This window comes from Paraburkholderia unamae (assembly GCF_003268775.1).
GTDB classification, from domain to species: Bacteria; Pseudomonadota; Gammaproteobacteria; order Burkholderiales; family Burkholderiaceae; genus Paraburkholderia; species Paraburkholderia unamae.
Genome location: NZ_QLSU01000012.1, coordinates 125535 through 149381, shown reverse-complemented (window position 1 = coordinate 149381; position 23847 = coordinate 125535). Strand labels below are relative to the sequence as shown.

Annotated in this window: 18 protein-coding genes; 12 read left to right on the top strand and 6 right to left on the bottom strand. The window is 67.4% G+C overall.

The features are described from left to right. Positions 1-187 precede the first annotated feature (187 nt). A complete protein-coding gene (gene dacB / locus C7401_RS21005; RefSeq protein WP_112173318.1) occupies positions 188-1888 on the bottom strand; it encodes a D-alanyl-D-alanine carboxypeptidase/D-alanyl-D-alanine endopeptidase in 1701 nt (566 codons plus the stop codon). Positions 1889-2340: 452 nt separating this feature from the next. Here dacB and C7401_RS21000 point away from each other — a divergent pair, with 452 nt between their 5' ends. From C7401_RS21000 to C7401_RS20975, 6 genes are all read left to right on the top strand, one after another. Then, positions 2341-3003 (top strand): response regulator, encoded by a 663-nt coding sequence (locus C7401_RS21000; RefSeq protein ID WP_112173421.1) that lies wholly within the window; start codon positions 2341-2343, stop codon positions 3001-3003. 25 nt (positions 3004-3028) lie between these two features. Then, entirely contained in the window at positions 3029-4330 is a 1302-nt protein-coding gene (locus tag C7401_RS20995) for an ATP-binding protein (protein ID WP_112173317.1), read from the top strand. Between the two features lie 157 nt (positions 4331-4487). Beyond that, entirely contained in the window at positions 4488-5999 is a 1512-nt protein-coding gene (locus tag C7401_RS20990; protein WP_112173316.1) for a DegQ family serine endoprotease, read from the top strand. Between the two features lie 279 nt (positions 6000-6278). After that, entirely contained in the window at positions 6279-6785 is a 507-nt protein-coding gene (locus tag C7401_RS20985) for a carboxypeptidase-like regulatory domain-containing protein (RefSeq protein ID WP_112173315.1), read from the top strand. A gap of 284 nt (positions 6786-7069) precedes the next feature. Further along, complete coding sequence (locus tag C7401_RS20980) at positions 7070-7435, top strand: DUF427 domain-containing protein (RefSeq protein WP_112173314.1); 366 nt, start codon at positions 7070-7072, stop codon at positions 7433-7435. A gap of 33 nt (positions 7436-7468) precedes the next feature. Next, complete coding sequence (locus tag C7401_RS20975) at positions 7469-8230, top strand: SRPBCC family protein (protein ID WP_112173313.1); 762 nt, start codon at positions 7469-7471, stop codon at positions 8228-8230. A 39-nt stretch (positions 8231-8269) separates the two neighbouring features. Here the strand turns inward: C7401_RS20975 and C7401_RS20970 are convergent, their stop codons facing one another. Further along, a complete protein-coding gene (locus tag C7401_RS20970; RefSeq protein ID WP_112173312.1) occupies positions 8270-9301 on the bottom strand; it encodes a helix-turn-helix domain-containing protein in 1032 nt (343 codons plus the stop codon). Between the two features lie 193 nt (positions 9302-9494). On the opposite strand from C7401_RS20970, the gene C7401_RS20965 reads away from it, so the two are divergent. Further along, positions 9495-10130 carry a cysteine hydrolase family protein gene (locus C7401_RS20965; protein ID WP_112173311.1) on the top strand — a complete coding sequence of 212 codons (636 nt, stop codon included), beginning with the start codon at positions 9495-9497 and terminating at the stop codon, positions 10128-10130. Between the two features lie 24 nt (positions 10131-10154). Here C7401_RS20965 and C7401_RS20960 read toward each other — a convergent pair whose 3' ends face one another. Next, entirely contained in the window at positions 10155-10811 is a 657-nt protein-coding gene (locus C7401_RS20960; RefSeq protein WP_112173310.1) for a TetR family transcriptional regulator, read from the bottom strand. Between the two features lie 434 nt (positions 10812-11245). Here C7401_RS20960 and C7401_RS20955 point away from each other — a divergent pair, with 434 nt between their 5' ends. From C7401_RS20955 to C7401_RS20945, 3 genes are read left to right on the top strand one after another with little or no spacing between them, the layout of a single operon-like run. Then, a complete protein-coding gene (locus C7401_RS20955; protein ID WP_112173309.1) occupies positions 11246-12535 on the top strand; it encodes an efflux RND transporter periplasmic adaptor subunit in 1290 nt (429 codons plus the stop codon). 15 nt (positions 12536-12550) lie between these two features. Beyond that, positions 12551-15829: an efflux RND transporter permease subunit gene (locus C7401_RS20950; protein WP_112173308.1), complete on the top strand. Its 3279-nt coding sequence runs from the start codon at positions 12551-12553 to the stop codon at positions 15827-15829. A 1-nt stretch (position 15830) separates the two neighbouring features. Continuing rightward, the gene (locus tag C7401_RS20945; protein ID WP_112173307.1) at positions 15831-17363 is read left to right on the top strand and encodes an efflux transporter outer membrane subunit; all 1533 of its coding nucleotides are present in this window, start codon (positions 15831-15833) and stop codon (positions 17361-17363) included. Positions 17364-17586: 223 nt separating this feature from the next. Here the strand turns inward: C7401_RS20945 and C7401_RS20940 are convergent, their stop codons facing one another. Further along, a complete protein-coding gene (locus C7401_RS20940) occupies positions 17587-19023 on the bottom strand; it encodes a nucleobase:cation symporter-2 family protein (protein ID WP_112173306.1) in 1437 nt (478 codons plus the stop codon). Positions 19024-19635: 612 nt separating this feature from the next. On the opposite strand from C7401_RS20940, the gene C7401_RS20935 reads away from it, so the two are divergent. Beyond that, on the top strand, positions 19636-21114 hold the full coding sequence (locus tag C7401_RS20935) for a xylulokinase (RefSeq protein WP_112173305.1): 1479 nt from the start codon (positions 19636-19638) through the stop codon (positions 21112-21114). A 41-nt stretch (positions 21115-21155) separates the two neighbouring features. Further along, positions 21156-22001, top strand: a complete 846-nt coding sequence (gene fghA / locus C7401_RS20930) for an S-formylglutathione hydrolase (protein ID WP_112173304.1) — start codon at positions 21156-21158, stop codon at positions 21999-22001. A 77-nt stretch (positions 22002-22078) separates the two neighbouring features. Here fghA and C7401_RS20925 read toward each other — a convergent pair whose 3' ends face one another. Both C7401_RS20925 and C7401_RS20920 read right to left on the bottom strand, forming a co-directional pair. Next, positions 22079-22861 carry a metal ABC transporter permease gene (locus tag C7401_RS20925; protein ID WP_112173303.1) on the bottom strand — a complete coding sequence of 261 codons (783 nt, stop codon included), beginning with the start codon at positions 22859-22861 and terminating at the stop codon, positions 22079-22081. After that, on the bottom strand, positions 22854-23840 hold the full coding sequence (locus tag C7401_RS20920) for an ABC transporter ATP-binding protein (protein WP_112173302.1): 987 nt from the start codon (positions 23838-23840) through the stop codon (positions 22854-22856). Before C7401_RS20920 ends, C7401_RS20925 begins: the two co-directional genes overlap by 8 nt. Positions 23841-23847 lie beyond the last annotated feature (7 nt).

Genomic DNA, 23847 nt, shown 5'->3' with positions numbered 1-23847 from the left:
GTGGGTGCGCGGATTCATTGCGCGCGGCTCGAAGGCCATGCGCGTATGACAGATTTATTTGACGCGTTTGTAGCCTGTGCCCGCCAGAGTACACGCCTCGCACGCAAGTCGGGCGCGGCTTTGCTAGAGGAAAACTTCGAGCCCGCCGCGTGGCGGCGGGCTTCCGGGCGGGCGGATCAGCGCGTGCTCAATGCGCGCCGCGCCGCTTCACGACGGCCTTGTGCGGGGTCTTTTCGGCCTTCGTAGCTTTCGCAACCTTCGCTGCACGTTTCGGATGCGGCTCGACATACACCGGCTTTTCTTCGGGCATGCCCTTGTAGACCCACTCAAGCAGCGCGTCGTGCGCGGCGCGCGCGGCTTCGGCGCGCGGATCATTGATGAGGCTCACCACGATCCAGCTTTCGCCGTTTTCCGCCGCCACGTAGCCGGCGATGGCGCGCACGTCGCGCAGCGTGCCGGTCTTGATGTGCGCGTTGCCGCCCACGCCCGCGTTGGTGAGTCGGTTGCGCATCGTGCCGTCCACGCCGGCCACCGGCAGCGAGTCGATGAACACCTGCGCGACCGGGCTTGCGTTCGCGTTTTGCAGCAGATTCGCGAGCGAGAGCGCGCTGATGTGCTCTTCGCGCGAGAGACCGCAGCCGTTGTCGAGCACGAGTTCGGGCATGTTCAGGCCGCTGCGGCGCAGGAACGTGGTGACGGCCGTGGCGGCCTTCGCCGTGGTCGCGGGCGGCTTGCCTTCGACGGCGCCGAGCGTGAGGAACAGATTGCGCGCCATCACGTTGTTGCTGAACTTGTTGATGTCGTGCACGACGTCCGAGAGCGGCGGGCTCTGATGGACGGCAAGCAGGCGCGCGCGCGGCGGCACGACGCCTTCGCGCACCGCGCCGCCGGGCGTCGCGAAGAGGCTGCCGCCCGTTTGCTGCCACAGGGCGAGAAAGCCGTCGGCGAAGAAGGTGCTGTGGTCCACGGGCGCGGCCATGTTCAGCGTGCGATCGCCGCAGCGCATGGCGTAGCTGCCCGCGAAGCTCGCGGTCACGAGGCCGTTGCCGGTCGGCGTGACTTGCGGGCTTGGCAGCATGCCGCCGCATGCGCCGGCGCGCTCGCGGATCTGGTTGTCGATCTGCCATTGCGCAACGGGCGGCACCACGTCGATCGACACGCCTTCGCGCGAGGGCGAGAACGTGAACGAGACCGACTTGTACGCGTACATCAGCGGATCGGGGCCGACGTTGTAGGGCGCGCTGTCGTCGCCGTCGAACGAGGGCAGGTCGCGCGTGGACGCATCGAACTCGCTCTTGTCGAGCACGAGCGCGCCGTCGATGCGCGCGATGCCCGCCGCGCGAATCTTCTGCACGAGATCGATCAGTTCCTCAGGCACGAGCTTCGGGTCGCCCGTGCCCTTGATATAGAGATTGCCGTGCAGCGTGCCGCTCGCATCGACTTCGCCATCGGTATAGGCGCTCGTCTTCCATCGATAGTCGGGGCCGAGCATCGCGAGGCCGCTCCACGTTGTGACGAGCTTCATCGTCGAGGCGGGCATCATCGGCTGGCCGGCGTTGACCGCGACGCTCGGCTGGCGGTCGCCCACTTTTTCGATCACCACGCTGACCGACGAAAGCGGCACGTGTGCACGCTCGAGACCGGCCATCACGGTGGGCGGCAGCACCGTCGTCACGTTGACCGTGGGTATGCGCGCGCCTTCGGGCTGTGCGTACGCCGCCGGCGCGGCCACGAAGCTCGCGGCGAGCGCGGCGCAGGCGAGTGCGAGGGTCAGGGCGCGGCCGGGCGAAGTGGGGGCGCGATGAGCGGCGACGACGTGAGCGCGGTCGGCGCGCGCGGCGGGCAGTCTGGACAGGGAGCGTAGGCGAGACAGCGAAGCGGGCAGCATGAAAAGCGTTCGGGCGAGTGCAGGATGGGAGCGCAGCCCGTGCTCGGCACGGGCTGCGCTCGACATTGGGGGCCGGGCGCGGCGCACGGGCGGGACACTCGCCGGGGCTGCGCGCGGACGCGTAAATTCAGGCGGCGCGTCTCGCGCGCGATGCGCTCGCCGTGCACGTGGCGCGCTTGCATCGCGGCGTTGCGCGCCGCAAAAGCGCACATTGTAAAGACCTCGCGCGGCGCGCGCGCATCGTGTGCGAGAAAACCGTGAGAAAGCGGTGAGAAAACGGTGAGCAGAGATTGCGCCGGCTTGCGGCGGGTTGTGCCGGTTGCCTCGGATGTGGGGCGCGCGTCGCGACCGGCCGTGCACCCCCTGCGGCGCGGCGCCCCTGTTCAGGCGCTAGAATGCACGCATCGCACTATTTCACGCAGTGCGGCGCGATGTCGCCGCCCAACATTACGATGCGCATACTGCTAGTCGAAGATGACCGCATGATCGCCGAAGGCGTGCGCAAGGCGCTGCGCGGCGAAGGCTTTGCGGTCGACTGGGTCGAGGACGGCGACGCCGCCCTCTCTGCCGCGAGCGCCGATTCCTACGATCTCATGCTGCTCGATCTCGGTTTGCCGCGGCGCGACGGCCTTGATGTGCTGCGCACGCTGCGCGCGCGCGGCGCGGCTTTGCCCGTGCTGATCCTCACCGCGCGCGACGCGGTGGCCGATCGCGTGAAAGGGCTCGACGCCGGCGCCGACGACTATCTCATCAAGCCCTTCGATCTCGACGAACTGGGCGCCCGCATGCGCGCGCTGATCCGCCGCCAGTCGGGCCGCAGCGACTCGACCATCCGGCACGGCTCGATCACGCTCGATCCCGCCTCGCACCAGGTCACGCAGGACGGCTCGCCCGTCGCGCTTTCGGCGCGCGAATTCGCCCTGCTCGAAGCGCTGCTCGCGCGGCCGGGCGCGGTGCTCTCGAAAACCCAGCTCGAAGAGAAGATGTACGGCTGGGGCGAGGAGATCGGCAGCAATACCGTCGAGGTCTATATTCACGCGCTGCGCAAGAAGCTCGGCGCCGACCTGATCCGCAACGTGCGCGGCCTCGGCTACATGATCGCCAAAGACGCATGACGCGCCCAGGAGAGTCCCGCAGCCGATGAGTTCAATCCGACGACAACTGCTGTTCTGGCTGCTCGCGATCGTGGTCGCGGGGGTGGGGCTGGCGGGCTGGCTGATCTATCGCCAGGCGCTCGCCGAAGCCAACGAGCTGTTCGACTACCAGTTGCAGGAAATCGCCGAGGCATTGCCCTCCGAGCCGTTCAACGAGATCCTCAGTTCGCGCGACACCGGCGACGAAGGCATCGTGCTGCAAATCTGGAATCGCAACGGCGTGCTCATGTACTACTCGCATCCGCGTGCGCCGCTCGCGCCGCGCGCGGAGCTCGGCTTTTCCACGGAGCGCACCGAGCGCGGTGACTGGCGCGTGTATGGCGCGATCGTCGGCGACAACGTCGTGCAGCTCGCGCAGCCCGTTTCCGTGCGCAACCGGCTTGCCGCCAATGTCGCGTTGCGCACGCTCTGGCCGCTCATCGTGCTGCTGCCGTTTCTCGGGCTGGCCGTGTGGATGGTGGTGGGGCGCGGGCTCAAGCCGCTCTCGCGCGTGGCGCGCGCGCTCGACACGCGCCATCCCGAAGCGCTCGATCCGTTGCCCGAGGAACGCTTGCCGCGCGAGGTCACGCCGCTCGTGCATGCGTTGAACGCGCTGCTCGAACGGCTCGCGCAGGCGCTCGACACGCAAAAAGCCTTCGTTGCCGACGCCGCGCACGAACTGCGCACGCCGCTCGCGGCCGTGCAGATCCAGGCGCAACTCGTTGCGCGCGCAAGGGATGACGAAACGCGCCGCGAAGCGCTCGACGATCTGCAAGCGGGCGTCACGCGCGCCACGCGTCTGGCCGAGCAACTGCTCGCGCTCGCGCGCTCGGAGCCCGACGGTCACGCGCGCGAGCAAACCGTCGACTTGCACGCACTGCTCGATGATTGCGTGCTCAACTATGCGCCGCTCGCCCAGCAGCGCGGCGTCGATCTCGGCATCGAGGAAAGCACGGCGGCGAGCGTGCACGGCGACGCCGACGCGTTGCGCGTGATGTTCAACAACCTGCTCGACAACGCAACGAAATACACGCCCGCGGGCGGCCGTGTGGACGTGAGCCTCGTGGTCGAGGACGGCCACCCGCGCGTGCGCATCGCGGACAGCGGGCCGGGCATCCCGAAGGACGAGCGCGCGCGGGTGTTCGATCGCTTTTATCGCGTGGGCGCGGGCGTGAATCGCGCGCGCACCGATATCGCGGGCACGGGGCTCGGACTTGCGATCGTGCGGCGCATTGCGGATCAGCACGACGCGACCATCACGCTCGGCGATTCGCCCGCCGGCGGCCTGCTCGTGGACCTGCGCTTCTGACGCAGGTGCGCGAGCAAGCATCTGAAAAATTCCTGCAAACGCCCGCCGGGCGGGCGTTTGCGCGATTTGTGCGATTTACGCGCAATTAAGATTCCTTTAAGCGACACGGCTTACTCTTCGGTACGTCGTGATGAGTATCCCGCGCAAGGAGTCCGCAATGAATACAAAAGTTCTTTCCCGCAGTGCCGTGGCAGCCGCCGTGGTCGTCGCATTGTCGGCGGGCTACGTAGCCGGGCACCGCGACGTGCCGCCCCCGCAGGTGATCACGCAGGCGCAAGCCGCGATGATGCCCGCCGAAGCCGCGGCCAAAACCGGCATTCCCGACTTCTCGGGTCTCGTTGAAACCTACGGGCCCGCCGTGGTCAACATCAGCGCCAAGCACGTTGTGAAGCAAACGGCGATGCGCAGCGGCGGCAGCGGTCCGCAGCAACTGCCGATCGACCCGAGCGATCCGTTCTACCAGTTCTTCAAGCACTTCTACGGCGGCGCACCCGGCATGGGCGGCGACGGCGGCAGCGGCGGCGGGATGCAGCCCGACACGCCCAGCGCGAGCCTGGGCTCGGGCTTCATCATCAGCGCGGACGGCTACATTCTCACGAACGCACACGTCGTGGACGGCGCCAATGTCGTGACGGTGAAGCTCACCGACAAGCGCGAATTCAAGGCGAAGGTCGTGGGCGCGGACAAGCAGTCCGACGTTGCGGTGCTCAAGATCGACGCGAAGGATCTGCCGACCGTGAAGATCGGCGACCCGCGCCAGAGCAAGGTGGGCCAGTGGGTGGTCGCGATCGGCTCGCCGTACGGCTTCGACAACACGGTGACCTCGGGCATCATCAGCGCGAAGTCGCGCTCGCTGCCTGACGAAAACTACACGCCGTTCATCCAGACCGACGTGCCGGTCAACCCCGGCAATTCGGGCGGTCCGCTCTTTAATTTGCAGGGCGAAGTCATCGGCATCAACTCGATGATCTATTCGCAGACGGGCGGCTTCCAGGGCCTTTCGTTCGCAATCCCGATCAATGAGGCGATCAAGGTCAAGGACGATCTCGTCAAGACCGGCCACGTGAGCCGCGGACGCCTGGGCGTCGCGGTGCAGTCGATGAACCAGACGCTCGCCAACTCGTTCGGCATGGACAAGCCGCACGGTGCGCTGGTGAGTTCGGTGGACGCGAGCGGGCCGGCAGCGAAGGCGGGCCTGAAGGCCGGCGACGTGATCCTTTCGGTGAACGGCGAGGCCGTGGACGACTCGTCCGATCTGCCTTCGCTCATCGCGGGCATGAAGCCGGGCACGAAGGCGGACATCCAGGTGTGGCGCGACAAGGGCACCAAGAGCCTCACGGCGACCATCGGCGCGCTCGGCGACGCGAAGGTGGCCTCGAACGAAGCGCCGCAATCGCAGATGCAAGGGCGTCTCGGCGTGGCGGTGCGTCCGCTCACGCCCGAAGAAAAGAGCAACGACTCGCTCGACCACGGCTTGCTCGTCGAGCAGGCGGGCGGGGCGGCCGCGAACGCGGGCGTGCAACCCGGCGACGTGATCCTCGCCGTGAACGGCCGCGCGGTGGCCAACGCCGATCAGCTCAAACAGATGATCTCGAAGGCTGGCAACAGCATCGCGCTCCTGATCCAGCGAGACGACGCACAGATTTTCGTGCCCGTCGATCTCGGCTGATCCCTGCTGCCGCGGGTCCGGCTCCGTGCGCCGGACTCGCGGCCAGAGCATGTTGTTTCTCCTGTTGTCCTGATGCCTCTCTTGCTGCCGCCGTTGGCCTCGCGCCCGGCGGCAGCGGCGTTTCGGGGCCGTGCCGGCCCGTGCGGCCGCTTTCGGGCACGCAAACGCCGTCCCGCTTCCCGATCGCCTGTCCCCCTTGCATGCCGATGCTTCATCGGAGGAATCAGGCATGCGCCTTGCGGACCCGTAGCGTCGGAGTCAACCTGCAAGGAGCGATTGATGAAGAGGTTCCATAACTCGCGCCCCATCCCTTCCGCCGCCTGGGCGACGATATTCGCGGCCGCGCTGGCGCTCGGCTACGCGGGCGGCGCGGCGGCGCAGCAAGCCAATGCGTCGGGCGTCGTCGGCGGCTCGACTACCGACGACACGAGCGCCGGTAACACCAACGGCGGCGGCATGCCGCAAGTCCAGCAGCAGGGCGACGTGTCGTTCGTCTCGGGCGGCGTGGGCCTCGACGAGTCGAAGGCGCTATTGGGCGCGCGGCACGACTGGCCGCTTTCGCTGCGTTTCACCCAGCGCAGCGGCGAGTACGTGGCCGACGTGCGTGTGCAGATCACCGACTCGCATGGCGCGAGCGTGCTGGACACGACCTCGCGCGGACCTTACATGCTCGTCAAGGTGCGCCCGGGCCGCTACAACGTGCACGTGAGCCATGCGGGCGTGGACAAGACCAGCGCCGTGACGGTGGGCTCGAACGGCAGCGCGCGCGCGTCGTTCATCTGGTAGGCCGCGCCGGAGAACCGGTGAGCATGAGCGCGCCGCCGCACACGCGGCCCGTATAAGATCCGCGCAAGGCGGCGGAGTTTGGCCGATAATGAAGCCGAAGGGGAGGCTGCGATCGCCACGTCGGCCGCGATCGATCGTGATCGCTGTCGTCGACAAGCGGCCACCCCACGCAAATTGCACGGGACGCGCGCCTTGCGGCTGCGCGCCACGCGAACCGGCGCGGCGTGCCGCCGCCCGGCCTGGGCAGGGCGTCACAGGCGCTGCCCACCACCAGGGAGCCGAACATGGCGGTCGAACCGGATGCGACGCACCGCATCGACATCGTCGCGAACCGTCACCGTGTGCGCGTGATCCACGGCGGCATCACCATTGCCGACACGCTGGCCGCGCTCACCCTCTGCGAGACCGGGTACCCCGACGTCCTGTATTTCCCGCGCGCCGACGTGAACATGGCGCGGCTCGAGCGCGCCGGGCGCACCTCGCATTGCCCGCACAAGGGCGAGGCGACGTACTTCCATTTGCGTACTGAAGACGGGCGTATCGAAGAGGCGGCCTGGAGTTACGAGGCGCCGCTCGAAGGCGTGCACGGCATCAAGGGCTATCTGGCTTTCTACGCGACCCGCGTGGACCGGATCGATCAGACCTCCTGAATTCACCCGATAGAGTGCAAACGGGGAGCCGCTATGGAACTGAACGATGCGCTGAGAATTCCGCTCGAACCGTCCGCTGTCTGGACGGCGTTGCAGGACGTGACGCTCGTGCGCGCGAGCATGGAGCATTGCGAGTCGTTCCGGCGCCTCGGCCCCGGCGAGTACGCAATCACGCTCACGGTGCCGCTCGGGCCGCTGCGCGCGCGCTACGAAGTGCGTGCTCACATCGCGAGTGACGCCGCCCAGGTGCCGCTCACGCCGCGCCGCGTCTTGAGCTTTCGCGCGCGAGCGGACGGCATTGGCTCGCTGCGCGGGCAGATCGACGTGGCGTTGCGCCAGGAAGAGCGCGGCGGCATGGCGAAGGAGGACGACGGCGCGGATAAGGGCGTGGGCGGGGTGAGCACGCGCATCGATTACTCGGTGTGGGCCACGCTCACCGGGCCGCTCTCCGAGTTGCCCTCGCGCCAGATCGAGAACGCGCTGCACGAACTGGCCGACGACTTCTTCACGGAGTTTTGCGCCGTGGTTGCCGTCAAGCACGGGCAGGCCCCGAACCGCGTGGCGGGTGAGCACCCGCGCCGCCAGCATGTGTTCCTGCGGCCGATCAACCTCGCAGGCCTCGCGCGCCGCGCGCATATCCTGCCGCAGCACGGGGGCGGCACGCTCTCGGGCCGCGCGGCCAGCACGCTGCACCATGAGCCGGCGCCGCACGCCATGCCGCACTGGGCATGGGCCGCGATGATTTTCTTCGTCGCACTGCTGTTGTACGCCGCGCGCTGGTTCACGGCGAACTGAGCGAGGGCGGGCAGCACACGCGCCCGCCGCCGGTTTTCCTCACGATCCCCGGAATTCCCGCCGCCACGCCGACGGCGAAGTCCTGAACGCCTCCACGAAATGCTGCCGCAGCGACGCCGCCGAGCCGAAGCCGGCGCGCTGGGCAATCGCGTCGATCGGCTGATCGCTGCTCTCCAGCAATTGCTGCGCGCGGGCGAGGCGCTCGCCCAGCAGCCAGGCGCTCACGGTCGACCCCGTCGTGAGGCGGAACTGACGCGTGAAGGTGCGCCGGCTCATGAGCGCGCGCCCGGCGAGCGAATCGAGCGTATGCGGCGCGTCGAGATGCGCCCGGATCCAGTCGAGCAGGCCCGAGAGCCGGTCGCCGCGCCCCGGCCCGGCGAGCGGCTGCTTCACGAACTGCGCCTGGTTGCCCTGGCGATGCGGCGGCACGACGAGCCGGCGCGCCACGTAGTTCGCGGCGTTCGAACCGCACAGGCGGCGCATGAGATGCAGGCAGCAGTCGAGCCCCGCCGCCGTGCCGGCCGAGGTGAGCAGGTCGTCGTCGTCGATATAGAGCACGTCCGGATCGAAGCGCACGGCCGGGAAGCGCTGCGCGAAATCGTCGGCGGCGGCCCAGTGCGTGGTGGCCGGACGGCCGTCGAGCAGGCCCGCGTGCGCGAGCACATAAGCGCCGAGGCACAGCCCCACGAGAATCGCGCCGCTTGCATGCGCTTGCCGCAGCGCCTCGCAAAGCGCGACGGGTGGCGCTTCGTGCATGTCGCGCCAGCTCGGCACGACGACCACGTCGGCGCCGCGCAGTCCTTCGAGGCCATGCGGCGCGCCGATCGTGAAGCCCGCCGTGGTGGCGAGCGCGCCGTCCTGGGCGGCGCACACGACGAGCTCGAACGGTGGCACGCCGCCTTCGCCGCGGTCCTCGCCGAATACGACGCAGGGTACGGAAAGATGGAACGGGCTCATGCGGTCGAAGGCGATCACGGCCACGCGCAGCGGCGCGGCGGTTGCCGCCGGGGCTGGGCGCGTATCGGGCGCGGCGGCGCGCGACTTGAGCGGTGAGCGGGCGCAAGCGGTCATGACGGTTCTCGCAGACGGGAAGGGTCGTGCGCCGTTCCCGGAATGAATGGCCCGATTCTAGCGAAAGTTGTCGTTCGGGCCACTGTCATGCGCGCGGGCGGCGCGCCACAATCCCGCCATCGACCCGCCGCTGTACGGCGTACCGGCCCGTCGAACGTTTCCAACCCGAGAACCCAAACCAGGAGGCATTGCCATGTCCGCGAATCCGCGCCGCGCGCTCGTCGTCATCGACGTGCAGAACGAATATGTCAGCGGCGATCTGCCGATCGAATTTCCCCCCGTCGAAACCTCGCTCGCCAATATCGGCCGCGCCATGGACGCCGCGCGCGCGGCGGGCGTGCCGGTCGTGGTCGTGCAGAACTTCGCGCCGGCGGACTCGCCGCTGTTCGCGCGCGGCAGCGTGGGCGCCGAATTGCATCCGGTGGTCGCCTCGCGCGAGCACGATCACTACGTGGAGAAGTCGCTGCCGAGCGCCTTCGCGGGCAACGATCTCAAGGCGTGGCTCGCGCAGCGCGGCATCGACACGATCGCGGTGGCGGGCTACATGACGCACAACTGCGACGCCTCGACGGTGTTCGAGGCGACTCATGCGGGTCTGGCGGTGGAGTTTCTCGCTGACGCGACGGGCGCGGTGCCGTACGCCAACGAGGCGGGTTCGGCGAGCGCGGAGGAGATCCACCGCGCGTTCAGCGTGGTGATGCACACGCGTTTCGCGGCGGTGGTGAGCACCGACGCGTGGCTCGCCGCCGTGCAGGCGGGCGCGCCGCTCGCTCGCGACAATATCTACGCATCGAATCAGCGAGCCCGCGCGAGCCGCGTGCCGGCCTGATCGCGCCGGGCGGGCGCGACGCGCTCAGGCGTCTTTCTGCTCGCCCGCGCCGGTGCGCAGCGACGGGCTGTAGCGCAGCGCGTCGAGCATCGCCTCGACATGGCGCTCGGCGTTGCTGGCCACGTCGAAGACATCGGGCAGGATCGCCATGTCGCGCAGCGCGCCGCTGATGAACGAATGGAGCACGCGCGAGGCGCGCGTGGCGTCGAGGTCGGCGGGTAGCTGGCCTTTCGACATCGCATTGCGCAAACCCTGCTCGATGCTCGCGAGGCCCTCGCACATGTTCGTCTGATGGCGCGCCATCACCGGCCCCATCTCCTCGACGAACTCACACTTCAGAAACAGGATCTCGAACACGCGGCGGCGGCGCTCGTCGGTCGCCGTGTTGCGCAGGCAGAGCACGCAGAGGTCGCGCATGCGCGCGAGCGGGTCGGGCTCGCCCGGGTCCGTCGACGCCACTTTCAGCTCGTCGAGCGGCAGCACCACGCGGTCGAACATCGCCGTGAACAGGTCGCCCTTGTTTTCGAAATGCCAATAGATTGCGCCGCGCGTGACGCCCGCGGCCTGGGCGATATCCGCCAGCGAAGTGCGCGACACGCCCTTCTCGTAAAAGACGTGTTCGGCGGCGTCGAGGATCCGGTTGCGCGTCTCCAGCGCTTCCTCTTTCGTACGGCGTGCCATGTTGAAATAAATAGTTGCTGCGAGTTAATGGGCTGGAATTATTTTTTGGGGCGCGAACGGTAATGTATTGATTTGTAATATTGAAATGACGCGTAAATCACTCCAGAAGTACCCCTCAACGGTTACGTAACGTCCTTTTACATTCGTTCGCGAATGTATCTATAATAGCACCCCACCACCTGGGTGCCTCAAGTGGTGATGTCCGGTTAATATCCGTCACTGGCCAAGTGGTCGTAGAAACCCCTATGCGCGACGCCTTCGCGGTGGCGCGCAGCAGTATCGCCCGGACGGATGGGCTGACCGGAATCGCGCCTATCTAAGAGAAGTACCGGGCTGGTCCGTCAGGTATTTGCCAGATGCTGGCGTGCGTGGTCGTCCTCCTCGTTGCAGGACGCCGCACGCTTTTATTGTCAGTTATAGACAGAGGTCGCTCCATGCGCGTCGAACGGGTTCCATTCCGCCTAATCAGTGTCGCGACGGCTGCCATCGTGCTTGCAGCCTGCGGGCAAAAGCAGTCGGCGCCGCCGCCGCAAACTCCCGAAGTGGGTATCGTCACCGTCCAGCCGACCGCCGTGCCGGTCGTCTCCGAGCTTCCTGGCCGTACCAGTGCCTTCCTCGTCGCGCAGGTGCGCGCACGGGTGGACGGCATCGTGCTGCGCCGCGAGTTCACTGAAGGCGCGGTCGTGAAGGCCGGCCAGCGGCTCTACAAGATCGATCCGGCGCCCTATATCGCCGCGCTCAACAACGCCAAGGCCACGCTCGCCAAGGCGCAGGCCAACCTCGTCACGCAGAACGCGCTGGTTGCGCGCTACAAGGTGCTGGTGCAGGCCAACGCGGTGAGCAAGCAGGACTACGACAACGCGGTCGCGGCGCAGGGCCAGGCGGCGGCTGACGTCGCCGCGGGCAAGGCCGCCGTGGACACCGCGCAGATCAACCTGGGCTACACCGACGTCGTTTCGCCGGTCACGGGCCAGGTGGGTATCTCGCAGGTGACGCCGGGCGCCTACGTCCAGGCGAGCGCGGCCACGCTCATGTCCACGGTCCAGCAGTTCGACCCGATGTACGTCGACGTCACGCAGTCGAGCCTCGAAGGCCTGAAGCTGCGCCGCGACATCCAGGAAGGGCGCCTGAAGACGACCGGCCCGAACGCCGCGAAGGTGTCGCTGGTCCTCGAAGACGGCCGCGTCTATTCGGAAAAGGGCAAGCTCCAGTTCACCGACATCACGGTCGACCAGACCACGGGCTCGGTCACGATTCGCGCGCTCTTCCCGAACGCCGACCGCGTGCTGCTGCCGGGCATGTTCGTGCGCGCGCGCATCGAGGAAGGCATCAACAACAACGCGTTCCTCGTGCCGCAGATTGGCGTGCTGCATGACCAGAAGGGGCAAGCGACCGTGTACCTCGTGGGCCAGGACGACAAGGTCAAGATCCAGCCGATCACCACGTCGGGCACGCAAGGCCAGGACTGGGTCGTCCAGGCCGGCCTGAACGCGGGCGACCGCGTGGTCGTGCAGGGTACCGACAAGGTCAAGCCGGGTGCGCAGGTGAAGCCTGTGCCCGCGCAACTGCCGCCGCCGCCGGCGCCCGGCGCGCCTTCGGCCGACATGGCGACGGCTTCGGGCAATGCGAACGGCGCGAGCGCGGCATCGGCGGCCTCGGGCGCGAATGGTGCAAGTGGCGCAAACAGCGCCTCGGCCGCGCCTGCCGCCTCCGCAGCGCAATAACCGGGAGCCTGCTTCATGGCAAAGTTCTTTATTGATCGCCCTATCTTTGCATGGGTGATCGCCATCATCCTGATGCTGGCGGGTGTGGCGTCGGTGTTCACGCTGCCGGTCGCGCAGTATCCGACCATCGCGCCGCCGTCCATCCAGATCAGCGCCAACTATCCGGGCGCGTCGGCCAAGACGGTGGAAAACACGGTCACCCAGGTGATCGAGCAGCAGATGAGCGGTCTCGACCATCTGCTGTACATCTCGTCGACGTCCGATGACTCGGGCACGGCCACCATTACGCTGACCTTCGCCGCGGGCACCAACCCGGACATCGCGCAGGTGCAGGTGCAGAACAAGCTGCAACTCGCCACGCCGATCCTGCCGCAGGTGGTGCAGCAGCTCGGTATCAGCGTGACGAAGTCGAGCAGCAGCTTCTTGCTGGTGCTCGCGTTCGTGTCCGAAGACGGCAGCATGACCAAGTACGACCTCGCGAACTACGTGGCGTCGAACGTGAAGGACCCGGTCAGCCGTATCGACGGCGTGGGTACGGTCACGCTGTTCGGCTCGCAGTACGCGATGCGCGTGTGGCTCGATCCCAACAAGCTCACGAACTTCCAGCTCACGCCAACCGACGTCACAGCGGCGATCACCGCGCAGAACGTGCAGATCGCGGGCGGCCAGCTTGGCGGCACGCCATCGGTGGCGGGGCAGTCGTTCCAGGCGACCATCACGGAATCGACGCTGCTTCAGACGCCTGAGCAGTTCGGCAACATTCTGCTGAAGGTCAACCAGGACGGCTCGCAGGTGCGTCTGAAGGACGTGGCGCGCATTGGTCTTGGCGGCGAAAACTACAACTTCGACACGAAGTACAACGGTTCGCCGACGGCCGGCCTCGGTATCCAGCTCGCCACGGGCGCCAACGCGCTGCAAACGGCGAAGCTGGTGCGCCAGAAGATCGACGACCTCTCGAAGTACTTCCCGCACGGTCTCGTCGTGAAGTACCCGTACGACACGACGCCGTTCGTGCGCCTGTCGATCGAGGAAGTGATCAAGACGCTGCTGGAAGGCATCGTGCTGGTGTTCCTCGTGATGTACCTGTTCCTGCAAAACCTGCGCGCGACGTTGATTCCGACGATCGCGGTGCCGGTGGTGCTGCTGGGCACGTTCGCGATCATGGCGATGGTGGGCTTCTCCATCAACACGCTCTCCATGTTCGGCCTCGTGCTCGCCATCGGCCTGCTGGTGGACGACGCGATCGTGGTCGTGGAGAACGTCGAGCGGGTGATGGTGGAGGAGGGTTTAGGACCGAAGGAAGCCACCCGCAAGGCGATGGGCCAGATCACCGGCGCGCTGGTGGGCGTGGCGCTCGTGCTCTCCGCGGTGTTCGTGCCGGTGGCGTTCTCGGGCGGCTCGGTCGGCGCCATCTACCGGCAGTTCTCGCTCACGATCGTGGCGGCGATGGTGCTGTCCGTGCTCGTCGCGCTGATTCTCACGCCGGCGCTGTGCGCAACCATCCTCAAGCCGATTCCGAAGGGCCATCACGAAGAGAAGAAGGGCTTCTTCGGCTGGTTCAACCGCACGTTCGAGAAGAGCCGCGACAAGTATCACAGCGGCGTCTACCACGTGATCAAGCGCTCGGGCCGCTGGCTCATCATCTATCTCGCGGTGATCGTCGCGGTTGGCCTGCTGTTCGTGCGCCTGCCGAAGTCGTTCCTGCCCGATGAGGACCAGGGCACGATGTTCGTGATCGTGCAAACGCCGTCGGGCTCGACCCAGGAAACCACGGCACGCACGCTCGCCAACATCCAGAACTGGCTGCTCACGGACGAGAAGTCGATCGTCGAGTCGGTGTTCACGGTGAACGGCTTCAGCTTCGCGGGCCGTGGCCAGAACTCGGGTCTCGTGTTCGTGCGCCTGAAGGACTACAAGGAGCGTCAGCACGCGGACCAGAAGGTCCAGGCGCTGGTGCGCCGCATGTTCGGTCACTACGCGAGCTACAAGGACGCGATGGTGATTCCGGTGAATCCGCCTTCGATTCCCGAACTCGGCACGGCGTCGGGCTTCGACTTCGAATTGCAGGATCGCGGCGGCGTCGGTCACGACAAGCTGATGGAAGCGCGCAACATGCTGCTCGGCATGGCCGCGAAGGACCCGACGCTCGCACTCGTGCGCCCGAACGGCCTGAACGACACGCCGCAGTTCAAGATCGATATCGATCGCGAGAAGGCCAATGCGCTTGGCGTCACGTCGGCGGCGGTGGACCAGACGTTCTCGATCGCCTGGGCGTCGTCGTACGTGAACAACTTCCTCGACACCGACGGCCGTATCAAGAAGGTGTACGCGATGTCCGACGCGCCGTTCCGCATGACGCCGGAAGACATGGGTCTCTGGTACGTGCGCAACAGTTCGGGCGGGATGGTGCCGTTCACCTCGTTCGCGGCCGGCCACTGGACCTACGGATCGCCCAAGCTCGAGCGCTACAACGGTATCTCGGCGATGGAAATCCAGGGTCAGGCGGGTCAGGGCAAGTCGACGGGCCAGGCCATGACGGCCATGGAGCAGATCGCGGCGAAGCTGCCCGCGGGCATCGGCTACGAGTGGACGGGTCTGTCGTATCAGGAACGCCAGTCGGGTTCGCAGGCGCCGATTCTGTACGGCATCTCGATCCTCGTCGTGTTCCTGTGTCTTGCGGCGCTGTATGAAAGCTGGTCGATTCCGTTCGCGGTCATCATGGTGGTGCCGCTCGGCGTGCTCGGCGCACTGCTCGCCGTGACCTTGCGCGGCCTGGAGAACGACGTGTTCTTCCAGGTGGGTCTGTTGACCACCGTGGGTCTGTCGGCGAAGAACGCGATTCTGATCGTGGAGTTCGCGCGAGACCTGCAAGCCGAAGGCAAGATGGGACCGATCGAAGCCGCGCTCGAAGCTTCGCGACTGCGTTTGCGCCCGATTCTCATGACGTCGCTCGCGTTCATTCTCGGCGTGATGCCGCTCGCGATCAGTAACGGCGCGGGTTCGGCTTCGCAGCACGCGATCGGCACGGGCGTGATCGGCGGCATGTTGACGGCCACGTTCCTCGCGATCTTCATGATCCCGATGTTCTTCGTCGTGATCCGCGCGAAGTTTGCCGGCGAGAAGGAAGACGCCGATGTCGCGCTCCAGCACTACGAAGAGCACCACGCGCACGACCACGACGACGAGAACGGCGCGAACGGTGACGGCGCCGGCGGTCAGGGCGGCAACGGTGGCGGAAGCGGCGGCAACGGCGGCGGAAGCAACGGCAACGGCCCGGGCAAGGAAGGACATTGAGATGCATAAACTATCCGTAATTGCAGTGGCCGCCGCGCTACTCGCGGGTTGCACGATGGAGCCGTGGTACCACCGTCCCGAGGCGCCGGTGTCGCAGAGCTTCCCGCAGGGCGGCGTCTACGCGACGCAGCCCGTCGCGGCGAGCGAGAACGGCCAGCCCGCCAAGAGCGCCAACGGCGCCGCGGCGACCGACATCGGCTGGCGCGAGTTCTTCGTCGATCCGCGTCTGCAACAGCTCGTCGATATCGCGCTGAAGAACAACCGCGACCTGCGCGTTTCGGTGCTCAACGTCGAGGCGGCGCGCGCGCAGTATCAGATCGCGCGCGCCGATCTGTTCCCCGCCATCAACGGCGTGGGCACGGACACGCGCACGCGCACGCCGAAGGATCTGCTGACCAATCCGAACAGTCCGAATCCGTACAGCGTCTACAACGTGGGCGTGCAGGCGTCGTGGGAGCTCGACTTCTGGGGGCGTATCCGCAGCCTGAAGGACCAGGCGCTGGCTCAGTACCTGTCCACGGCGTATGCGCGCAAGGCGGCGGAGATCACGCTGGTTTCGGAAGTCGCGGACCAGTATCTGGTCATGCTCTCCGACGACGACCTGCTCAAGGTCACGCAGGAAACGCTCAAGACGGCGCAGGACTCGTACAACATTGCGAAGGCGCAGTTCGAAACGGGCACCGGCACCGAGCTCGATCTGCGCCAGGCGCAGACCGTGGTCGAGAACGCGCAGGCCAACATGCAGGCGCAACTGCGCGCGCGGGCCCAGGCCGAAAACGCGCTCGTGCTCCTGATTGGCGAGCCGCTGCCGGCGGATCTGCCGCAAGGCCTGCCGCTCGATGGCCAGGCCCTGCTCAACGACATCCCGGCGGGACTGCCTTCGGATCTGCTCACGCGGCGTCCGGACATCATGCAGGCCGAGGAAACGCTGCTCGCGGCGAACGCCAATATCGGCGCGGCGCGTGCGGCCTTCTTCCCGAAGATCTCGCTCACGGCGGCGTTCGGCTCCGAAAGCCTGTCGCTCGGCGGCCTCTTCAAGGCGGGCACGGCGGCGTGGAGTTTCGTGCCGCAGATCACGCTGCCGATCTTCGAAGGCGGTTCGAACATCGCGAACCTGCAACTCGCGAATGTCGAGAAGCGCATCGAGATCGCCAACTACGAGAAGTCGATCCAGTCGGCGTTCCGCGAAGTGGCTGACGGTTTGGCTGCGCGCGGTACCTACGACGAGCAGATCGCGGCGCTCGAACGCAGCACGTTCGCGAACCAGCGCTCGCTCACGCTTTCGGAACTGCGCTACAAGAACGGCGTGGACAGCTATCTGCCGGTGCTGGCCGCGCAGACGAGCCTCTACACCGCACAGCAGTCGCTCGTCACGGCGCGGCTCGCGCGGCTGACCAACCTCGTCGATCTGTATCGCGCGCTGGGCGGCGGCTGGATCGCGAACGCGGGTGAAACGCCGCGTCCGGCTGATGCGCCGGCCGACTACGGCGCGGCGAGCGCGCCGGCAGCGGCTTCGGCGGCTACGGCGGGGTAACGCGCCGCAAGGGCTTCGGCAGCAGGAAGCGAAAACGCCACGGGAGACCGTGGCGTTTTTTTATGCGCGTGCCAAAACGAAAAAGAAGAGGGCAAAAGCGGGGCAAAAAAAAGGCGCCACGGTTTCCCATGGCGCCAAACCAGCAAAAGACCCCGCCCGCATGTGCGTGTAGATGGACACCGGCGAGCGGGGAACCTCTCGCGTCAACTCAAACCGTTCATATTCAGTGCGCTGCCGAGCGGGGCATTTCGTGGCCCGCGTCGGGCGCCTGGTCCGCGTCGGGGCGGCCTTCCAGATCGTGCCCGGCGCGACGGATGGCGCGCTCGGCGGCCTTCTCGCTCTTTGCGCCGTTGAAGATCAGGTTCAGCACCACGGCCGACACCGAAGCGAGCAGGATGCCGCTATGGAGCAGCGGCGAGAGCGCCGGCGGCAGCTTCGCGAAGAAGTGCGGCGACACCACCGGCACGAGACCGAAGCCCACGCTCACGGCCACGATGAAGAGGTTGTGCTGGTTCTTCACGAAGTCCACGCGCGAGAGCACCTTGATGCCGTTCGCGGCCACCATGCCGAACATCACGATGCCCGCGCCGCCCAGCACGAAGGCGGGCACCGAGGCGACCATCTGCGCCATCTTCGGGAAGAGGCCGAGCAGCACGAGAATCACGCCGCCCATCGCGCACACATAGCGGCTCTTCACGCCCGTCACGCCGATCAGGCCCACGTTCTGCGAAAACGACGTATGCGGGAACGAGTTGAAGATGCCGCCGATCAGCGTGCCCAGACCGTCCACGCGCAGACCGCGCACGAGCGTGGCCTGATCCACCGGGCGCTCGACCATGTCGCCCACGGCGAGGAACATGCCCGTCGATTCGATGAAGGTCACGAACATCACGATCACCATCGTCGCGATCGGCAGGATATGGAATTTCGGCATGCCGAAATGGAACGGCATGACGATGCCCACCCACGGCGCGCTCGCCATGCCCGCGAGATTCACGCGGCCGAGTGCCAGCGCAATGGCGAAGCCCGCGACGATGCCGAGCAGCACCGAGATATTGGCGACGAAGCCGCGCCCGAACTTGTTGATGAGCAGGATCAGCATTAGCACGAGCAGCGAGAGGCCGAGGTAGACGGGGCTGCCGTACTCGGGGTTGCCCACGCCGCCGGCAGCCCAGTTGATGCCCACTTCCATGAGCGAGAGGCCGATCACCGCGATCACGGTGCCGACCACCACGGGCGGGAAGAAGCGCAGCAGCTTGCCGATCATCGGGGCGATGACGATGCCGATGGCGCCCGCGGCGATGGTCGAGCCGAAGATGTCGAGAATGCCGAGCGACGGATTCGTGCCGATGGCGATCATCGGGCCGACCGAGGCGAAGGTGCAGCCCATGATGACGGGCAGGCGGATGCCGAAGATCCACAGGCCGAGTGTCTGGATCAGCGTGGCGATGCCGCAGGCGAACAGGTCGGCGCTGATGAGGAAGGCGACCTGGTCCTTGGGCAGCCCGATCGCCCCGCCGACGATGAGCGGCACGGCGACCGCGCCTGCGTACATCACGAGCACGTGCTGGATGCCGAGCGTAAGCAACTGGCCGAACGGCAGGCGCTCGTCGCAGGGGTGGACCTGGCCGGACCGGTCCTGAAGACCCTTGGCTTGCATGTCGTCTGTCTCCGTCTGTTTGTTTAAGGATATGGCCTCCAAGGTATGCGGTACGAAAATATGCAACAAGACCGCTGGGGACTATTCCGTGCTTTCCGGGGGCGATATGCGCGCAGGCCGACGGATGGCCGACATAAGGGTGCGATCGGCGTCGGCGCGCCGCGTGTGAGCGCCTGTTTGGGGCTGCGAGGCGCGCTGCGCGCGTGCGCGAATGCGGCGGCGCAACGCGGGAAGGGCCCTGTTTCAGGGAGTCGACGGCCTGTGCGGCGCGTGTCCGGCGGTGGGCGTCTCGCTGCGGCGTGGCAATCGTTGACGTGCGCACGTTGCCGTTGCGGCGGCTCGTCAATAGGGGACGGGCAATGTCACATATGGCCGCGCCCTTATGATCTCTATTTCGGATGCCGAATGTGAGCCATTTGGCATCGCTTGGACAGCCACCGGGTTAACCCGTGAATGGGCATTTTTCGAAGCGAAATCGGCTGCGTTGCGAGCGGGTTCGCGGCATGTTCGTGACCGGCTCGCCACGCGCTTTTCGGGTCGCTCATCGGCGCGCGCTGCGCGCCGGTATCATGGCTTTTTTTCCGCTGCCTCACATCTCTCGCACGGCCTCCCATGAGCTCATCGCAAACGCGTTTTCTCGGCATCGACCTCGGCACCGGTTCGCTCAAGCTTGGCATCGTCGATGGCGAGGGCGTCGAGCGCGCTTCGGCGAGTGTTGCCTATGCGCTCGAAACGCCGCAGCCCGGCTGGGCCGAGATCGCCGTCGATCGCTGGTGGGAGGCACTGGTCGAGGCGTGCTCGCGGCTGCCCGAAAGCGAGCGCGCGGCAGTGCGCGCCATCGGCTTTTCCGGGCAGATGCATGGCGTCGTGCTCACCGACGAAGCCGGCCGCGCATTGCGCCCCGCGATGCTGTGGCCCGACACGCGCGCGCATGCGCTGCTCGATGCGTGGCCCGACGACGCCGAACATGCCCAGCCCAACCCCGCTGCGCCCGGCATGGCCGGCCCGCTGCTGCGCTGGGTGCTGCAAAACGAGCCGCCGATCGCGCAGGCCGCGCGTTGGGCGCTGCAACCGAAGGACTGGCTGCGCGTGGCGCTGGGCGGCGCGTTCGTCGCCGATCCCTCGGATGCGTGCGCGACCGCGCTCGCCGCGCCCGATGGCGCGTGGGATTTCGCGCTGATCGAACGCCTTGGCTTGCCCGTGCGCTGGTTCGCGCCGCTGGCCGGTTCGAGTGAAGCGAGCGGCACGCTGAGCGGCGCGGCCGCCCAGGCGCTCGGCATGCCTGCGGGCATCGTGCTCGCAACGGGCGCCGGCGACACGCCTTGCGCCGCGCTCGGCAGCGGCCTGGCCGACGACGGCGATGCGCTCCTTACCACGGGCACCGGCGGCCAGATCATCGTGACCGCGCGCAGCATTCCCCCCGCGCGGCGCGGGCTGCATCGCTACCGCTCGGCCACCGGCGGCTGGTACACCATGGCCGCCATGCAGAATGTGGGCGTGGCGCTCGAAGCCGCGCGCGGCTGGCTGTCTTACGATTGGGCCTGCGCGTATGTGGACGCGTTCGCCGCGCCGCCTTCGGAGACGCTCGCATTTTTGCCCTACCTGAGCGGCGAGCGCTCGCCATGGCTCGACCCGGCGGCGCGCGGCGGCTGGCTCGGCGCGTCGCTCGGCGATACGCGCGGCACGCTCATGCGCGCGGCGTTCGAGGGCGTGGCGTTCGCGTTGCGCGCGGGCCTGGACGCCGTGCGCGGTATGGCGCAAACCGGCGGCGAGAGCACGGGCGCTGCGCAGGCCGTGCCGAGGCTCAAGCTGGCGGGCGGCGGCTCCGTCGACGCGCGCTGGCGGCAACTGCTCGCCGACGCGCTCGACGCGCAGCTTGACGCCATCGACTGCCCGAACGCGGCGGCGCGCGGCGCGGCGCTGCTGGGCGGCCTGGCGTGCGGGCACTGGCGCGCGAGCGACCTCGCCGCGCTGGCGCCCGCCGCAACGCGCGTGGCGTCGCCGCGCCCCGACGCAGCGCTGGCCCGGCGCTATGCCCGTTTCATCGACCTGTACGGCCGCGTGCGCACCTGGTTCGCGCCAGCGGCGTGATGAGGCGAATTGGACTCACCTACCAAGCGAGGAAATACGGAATGCTGAACCTGATCGAGGAACACGCCTGCCATGGCGGCGTGCAGCGCATTTATCAGCACGAGTCGGAAACGATCGGCCTGCCGATGCGCTTTTCGGTGTATCTGCCGCCGCAGGCGCGCACGGCGAACGTGCCGGGGGTCTTCTATCTCGCGGGCCTGACCTGCACGGAGGAGACGTTCCCGATCAAGGCGGGCGCGCAGCGCTTCGCCGCACAACACGGCCTCGCGCTCATCGCCCCCGACACGAGCCCGCGCGGCGCGAACGTGCCGGGCGAAGCCGATGCGTGGGACTTCGGCGTGGGGGCGGGGTTTTATGTCGACGCCACGCGCGAGCCGTGGTCGAAGCACTGGCGCATGTATTCGTACGTGCGCGACGAACTGCGCGCGAAGGTGACGACGAATCTGCCTGTCGACGGCGCGCGTCTCGGCATCTTCGGGCATTCGATGGGCGGGCACGGCGCGTTGATGCTCGCGCTGCGCAATCCGGACATTTATCGCTCGGTGTCGGCGTTCGCGCCGATCGCGGCGCCCACGCGCTGCCCGTGGGGCGAGAAGGCCTTCAGCGGCTATCTGGGCGACGACCGCGAAGCGTGGAAGCAATACGACGCGAGCGAACTGGTGGCGAAGGCGACGCGCAAGTTCGAGGAGGGCATCCTCGTCGATCAGGGCATGGCCGATTCGTTCCTGCCCACCCAGTTGAACCCCGATGTGTTCGAAGCCGCGTGCAAGGCGGCGGGGCAGCCGCTCACGCTGCGCCGCCACGAGGGCTACGATCACGGCTACTTCTTTATCCAGTCGTTCGTCGAGGATCATCTCGCGCATCATGCGCGGATCTTGTCGAAGTAACGCAAGCGAGCCATACAAACGAAAAAGGCGTTGCCACCGGAAGGGGCAACGCCTTTTTTCGATGCGCGCGCAACGTGCTAGCGACGCCCGATCAAGCTTGCACCATACACCAGCGCGGCGAGCGCGGTGATCCAGAAACTCGTGGGCCAGTCGGTGTAGTACGCGAGCGTCACGCCGAGCCACGCCTGCACGAGCGCGAGCAGCGCGGCGAGCACGAGGCCCGTGGAAAGGCGCGTGGTGAGGTTCTGCGCGGCGGCGGCGGGCCCGACCATCAGCGTGAAGACGAGCAGCACGCCGACGATCTGCGTGCACGCGGCCACGGCGAGTGCGGCGATGGCGAGAAACAGCATCGACACGGCGCGCAGAGACACGCCCTTCGCTTCGGCAAGCTCCGGTTGCAGCGAGGCGAACAACAGCGGCCGCATGATGGCCGCGAGCGCCACGAGGCTCGCCACGGCCAGCGCCGCGAGCACGCCCAGCGTTTCGCGGCTCACGCCGAGCACGTTGCCGAACAGGAGCGCCGTGACCTGGGTGGCGTACGACGTGAAGAAGTGCAGGAACAGCAGGCCGAAACCGAGCGCGAGCGAGAGGATCACGCCGATCGCGACATCGCGGCCCGCGAGCTTTTCGCCGAGCGCACCCATCGACACGCCCGCTGCGAGCGTGAAGCCCACCATGCCCCACATCGGCGAGACACCGAGCAGCACGGCGCCCGTTGCACCCGTGAAGCCCACGTGCGAGAGCGCGTGGCCCGCGAACGTCTGCCCGCGCATCACCAGAAAGTAGCCGACGATGCCCGCGAGCACCGCGACGATGCCCGACGCCGCGAAGGCGTTCACCATGAAATCGTATTCAAGCATCGTGCGTGTGGCCGTGTGCGTTGTCGTTATTGCCGTTGCTGTGGCCGTGGTCGTGCCCGTGACCGTGACCATGATCGTGCGCATGATCGTGCGCATGGTCGTGCTCGTGCTCGTGGTCGTGTTTTTCGACTTCCACGTCGCCCGACATCACGAAGATGCGGCCCTTCATGCGCATCACCTCGATGGGCGAGCCATAGAGCCGCGAGAGCACCGGCGCGGTGATGACTTCGTCCACGCTGCCGAGCGCGGCCACGCCGTTGCCGAGATAGAGCACGCGGTCGAGCGCGTTGAGCAGCGGATTGAGTTCGTGCGCGGAGAACAGCACCGCGATGCCGAGCTCGCGCTGCACGCGGCGCACGAGTTCGACCACGCCGCGCTGATGGTTGGGGTCGAGGCTGATGAGCGGCTCGTCGAGCAGCAGCAGTTTCGGGTCGCCGAGCAGGCATTGCGCGAGCAGCAGGCGCTGGCGCTCGCCGCCCGAAAGCTCCGAGAGCGGGCGGTCCGCCAGCGCGGTCGCCCCCACGAGATCGAGCACGCGCTTGACGTCGGCGCGCGTGGCCGCGTCGGCGCGCGGCAGGCCCCAGCGGTGGCCGTCGGCGGCCATCGCCACGAAGTCGCGGCCGCGCACGCGGCGGCTCGCGAGCGCGGTGCGCGTTTGCGGCATGTAGCCGATCTTCGCGTTGCCGCGCGCGACCGGCTCGCCGAGCACGCGGATCGCGCCGTGCGAGGCCGGCACGAGGCCGAGAATGGCGCGCATGAGCGTGGTCTTGCCCGCGCCGTTCGGCCCGAGCACGCCGATGAATTCGCCCTGGTTCACCGCGAAGTTCGCGTCGCGCAGGATGGTGCGCTCGCCGAGTGCGAGGCTCACGCCCGCGAGCGTGAGCACGGGTGCGGGCGCGCGGTGCGCGCCATGAGCGCCATGGTGTTGCGCGCCTTGCTGTGAAGCGAGATCAGTGGGCGAGGGGCCGGCCCCTGTCATGGCGTGT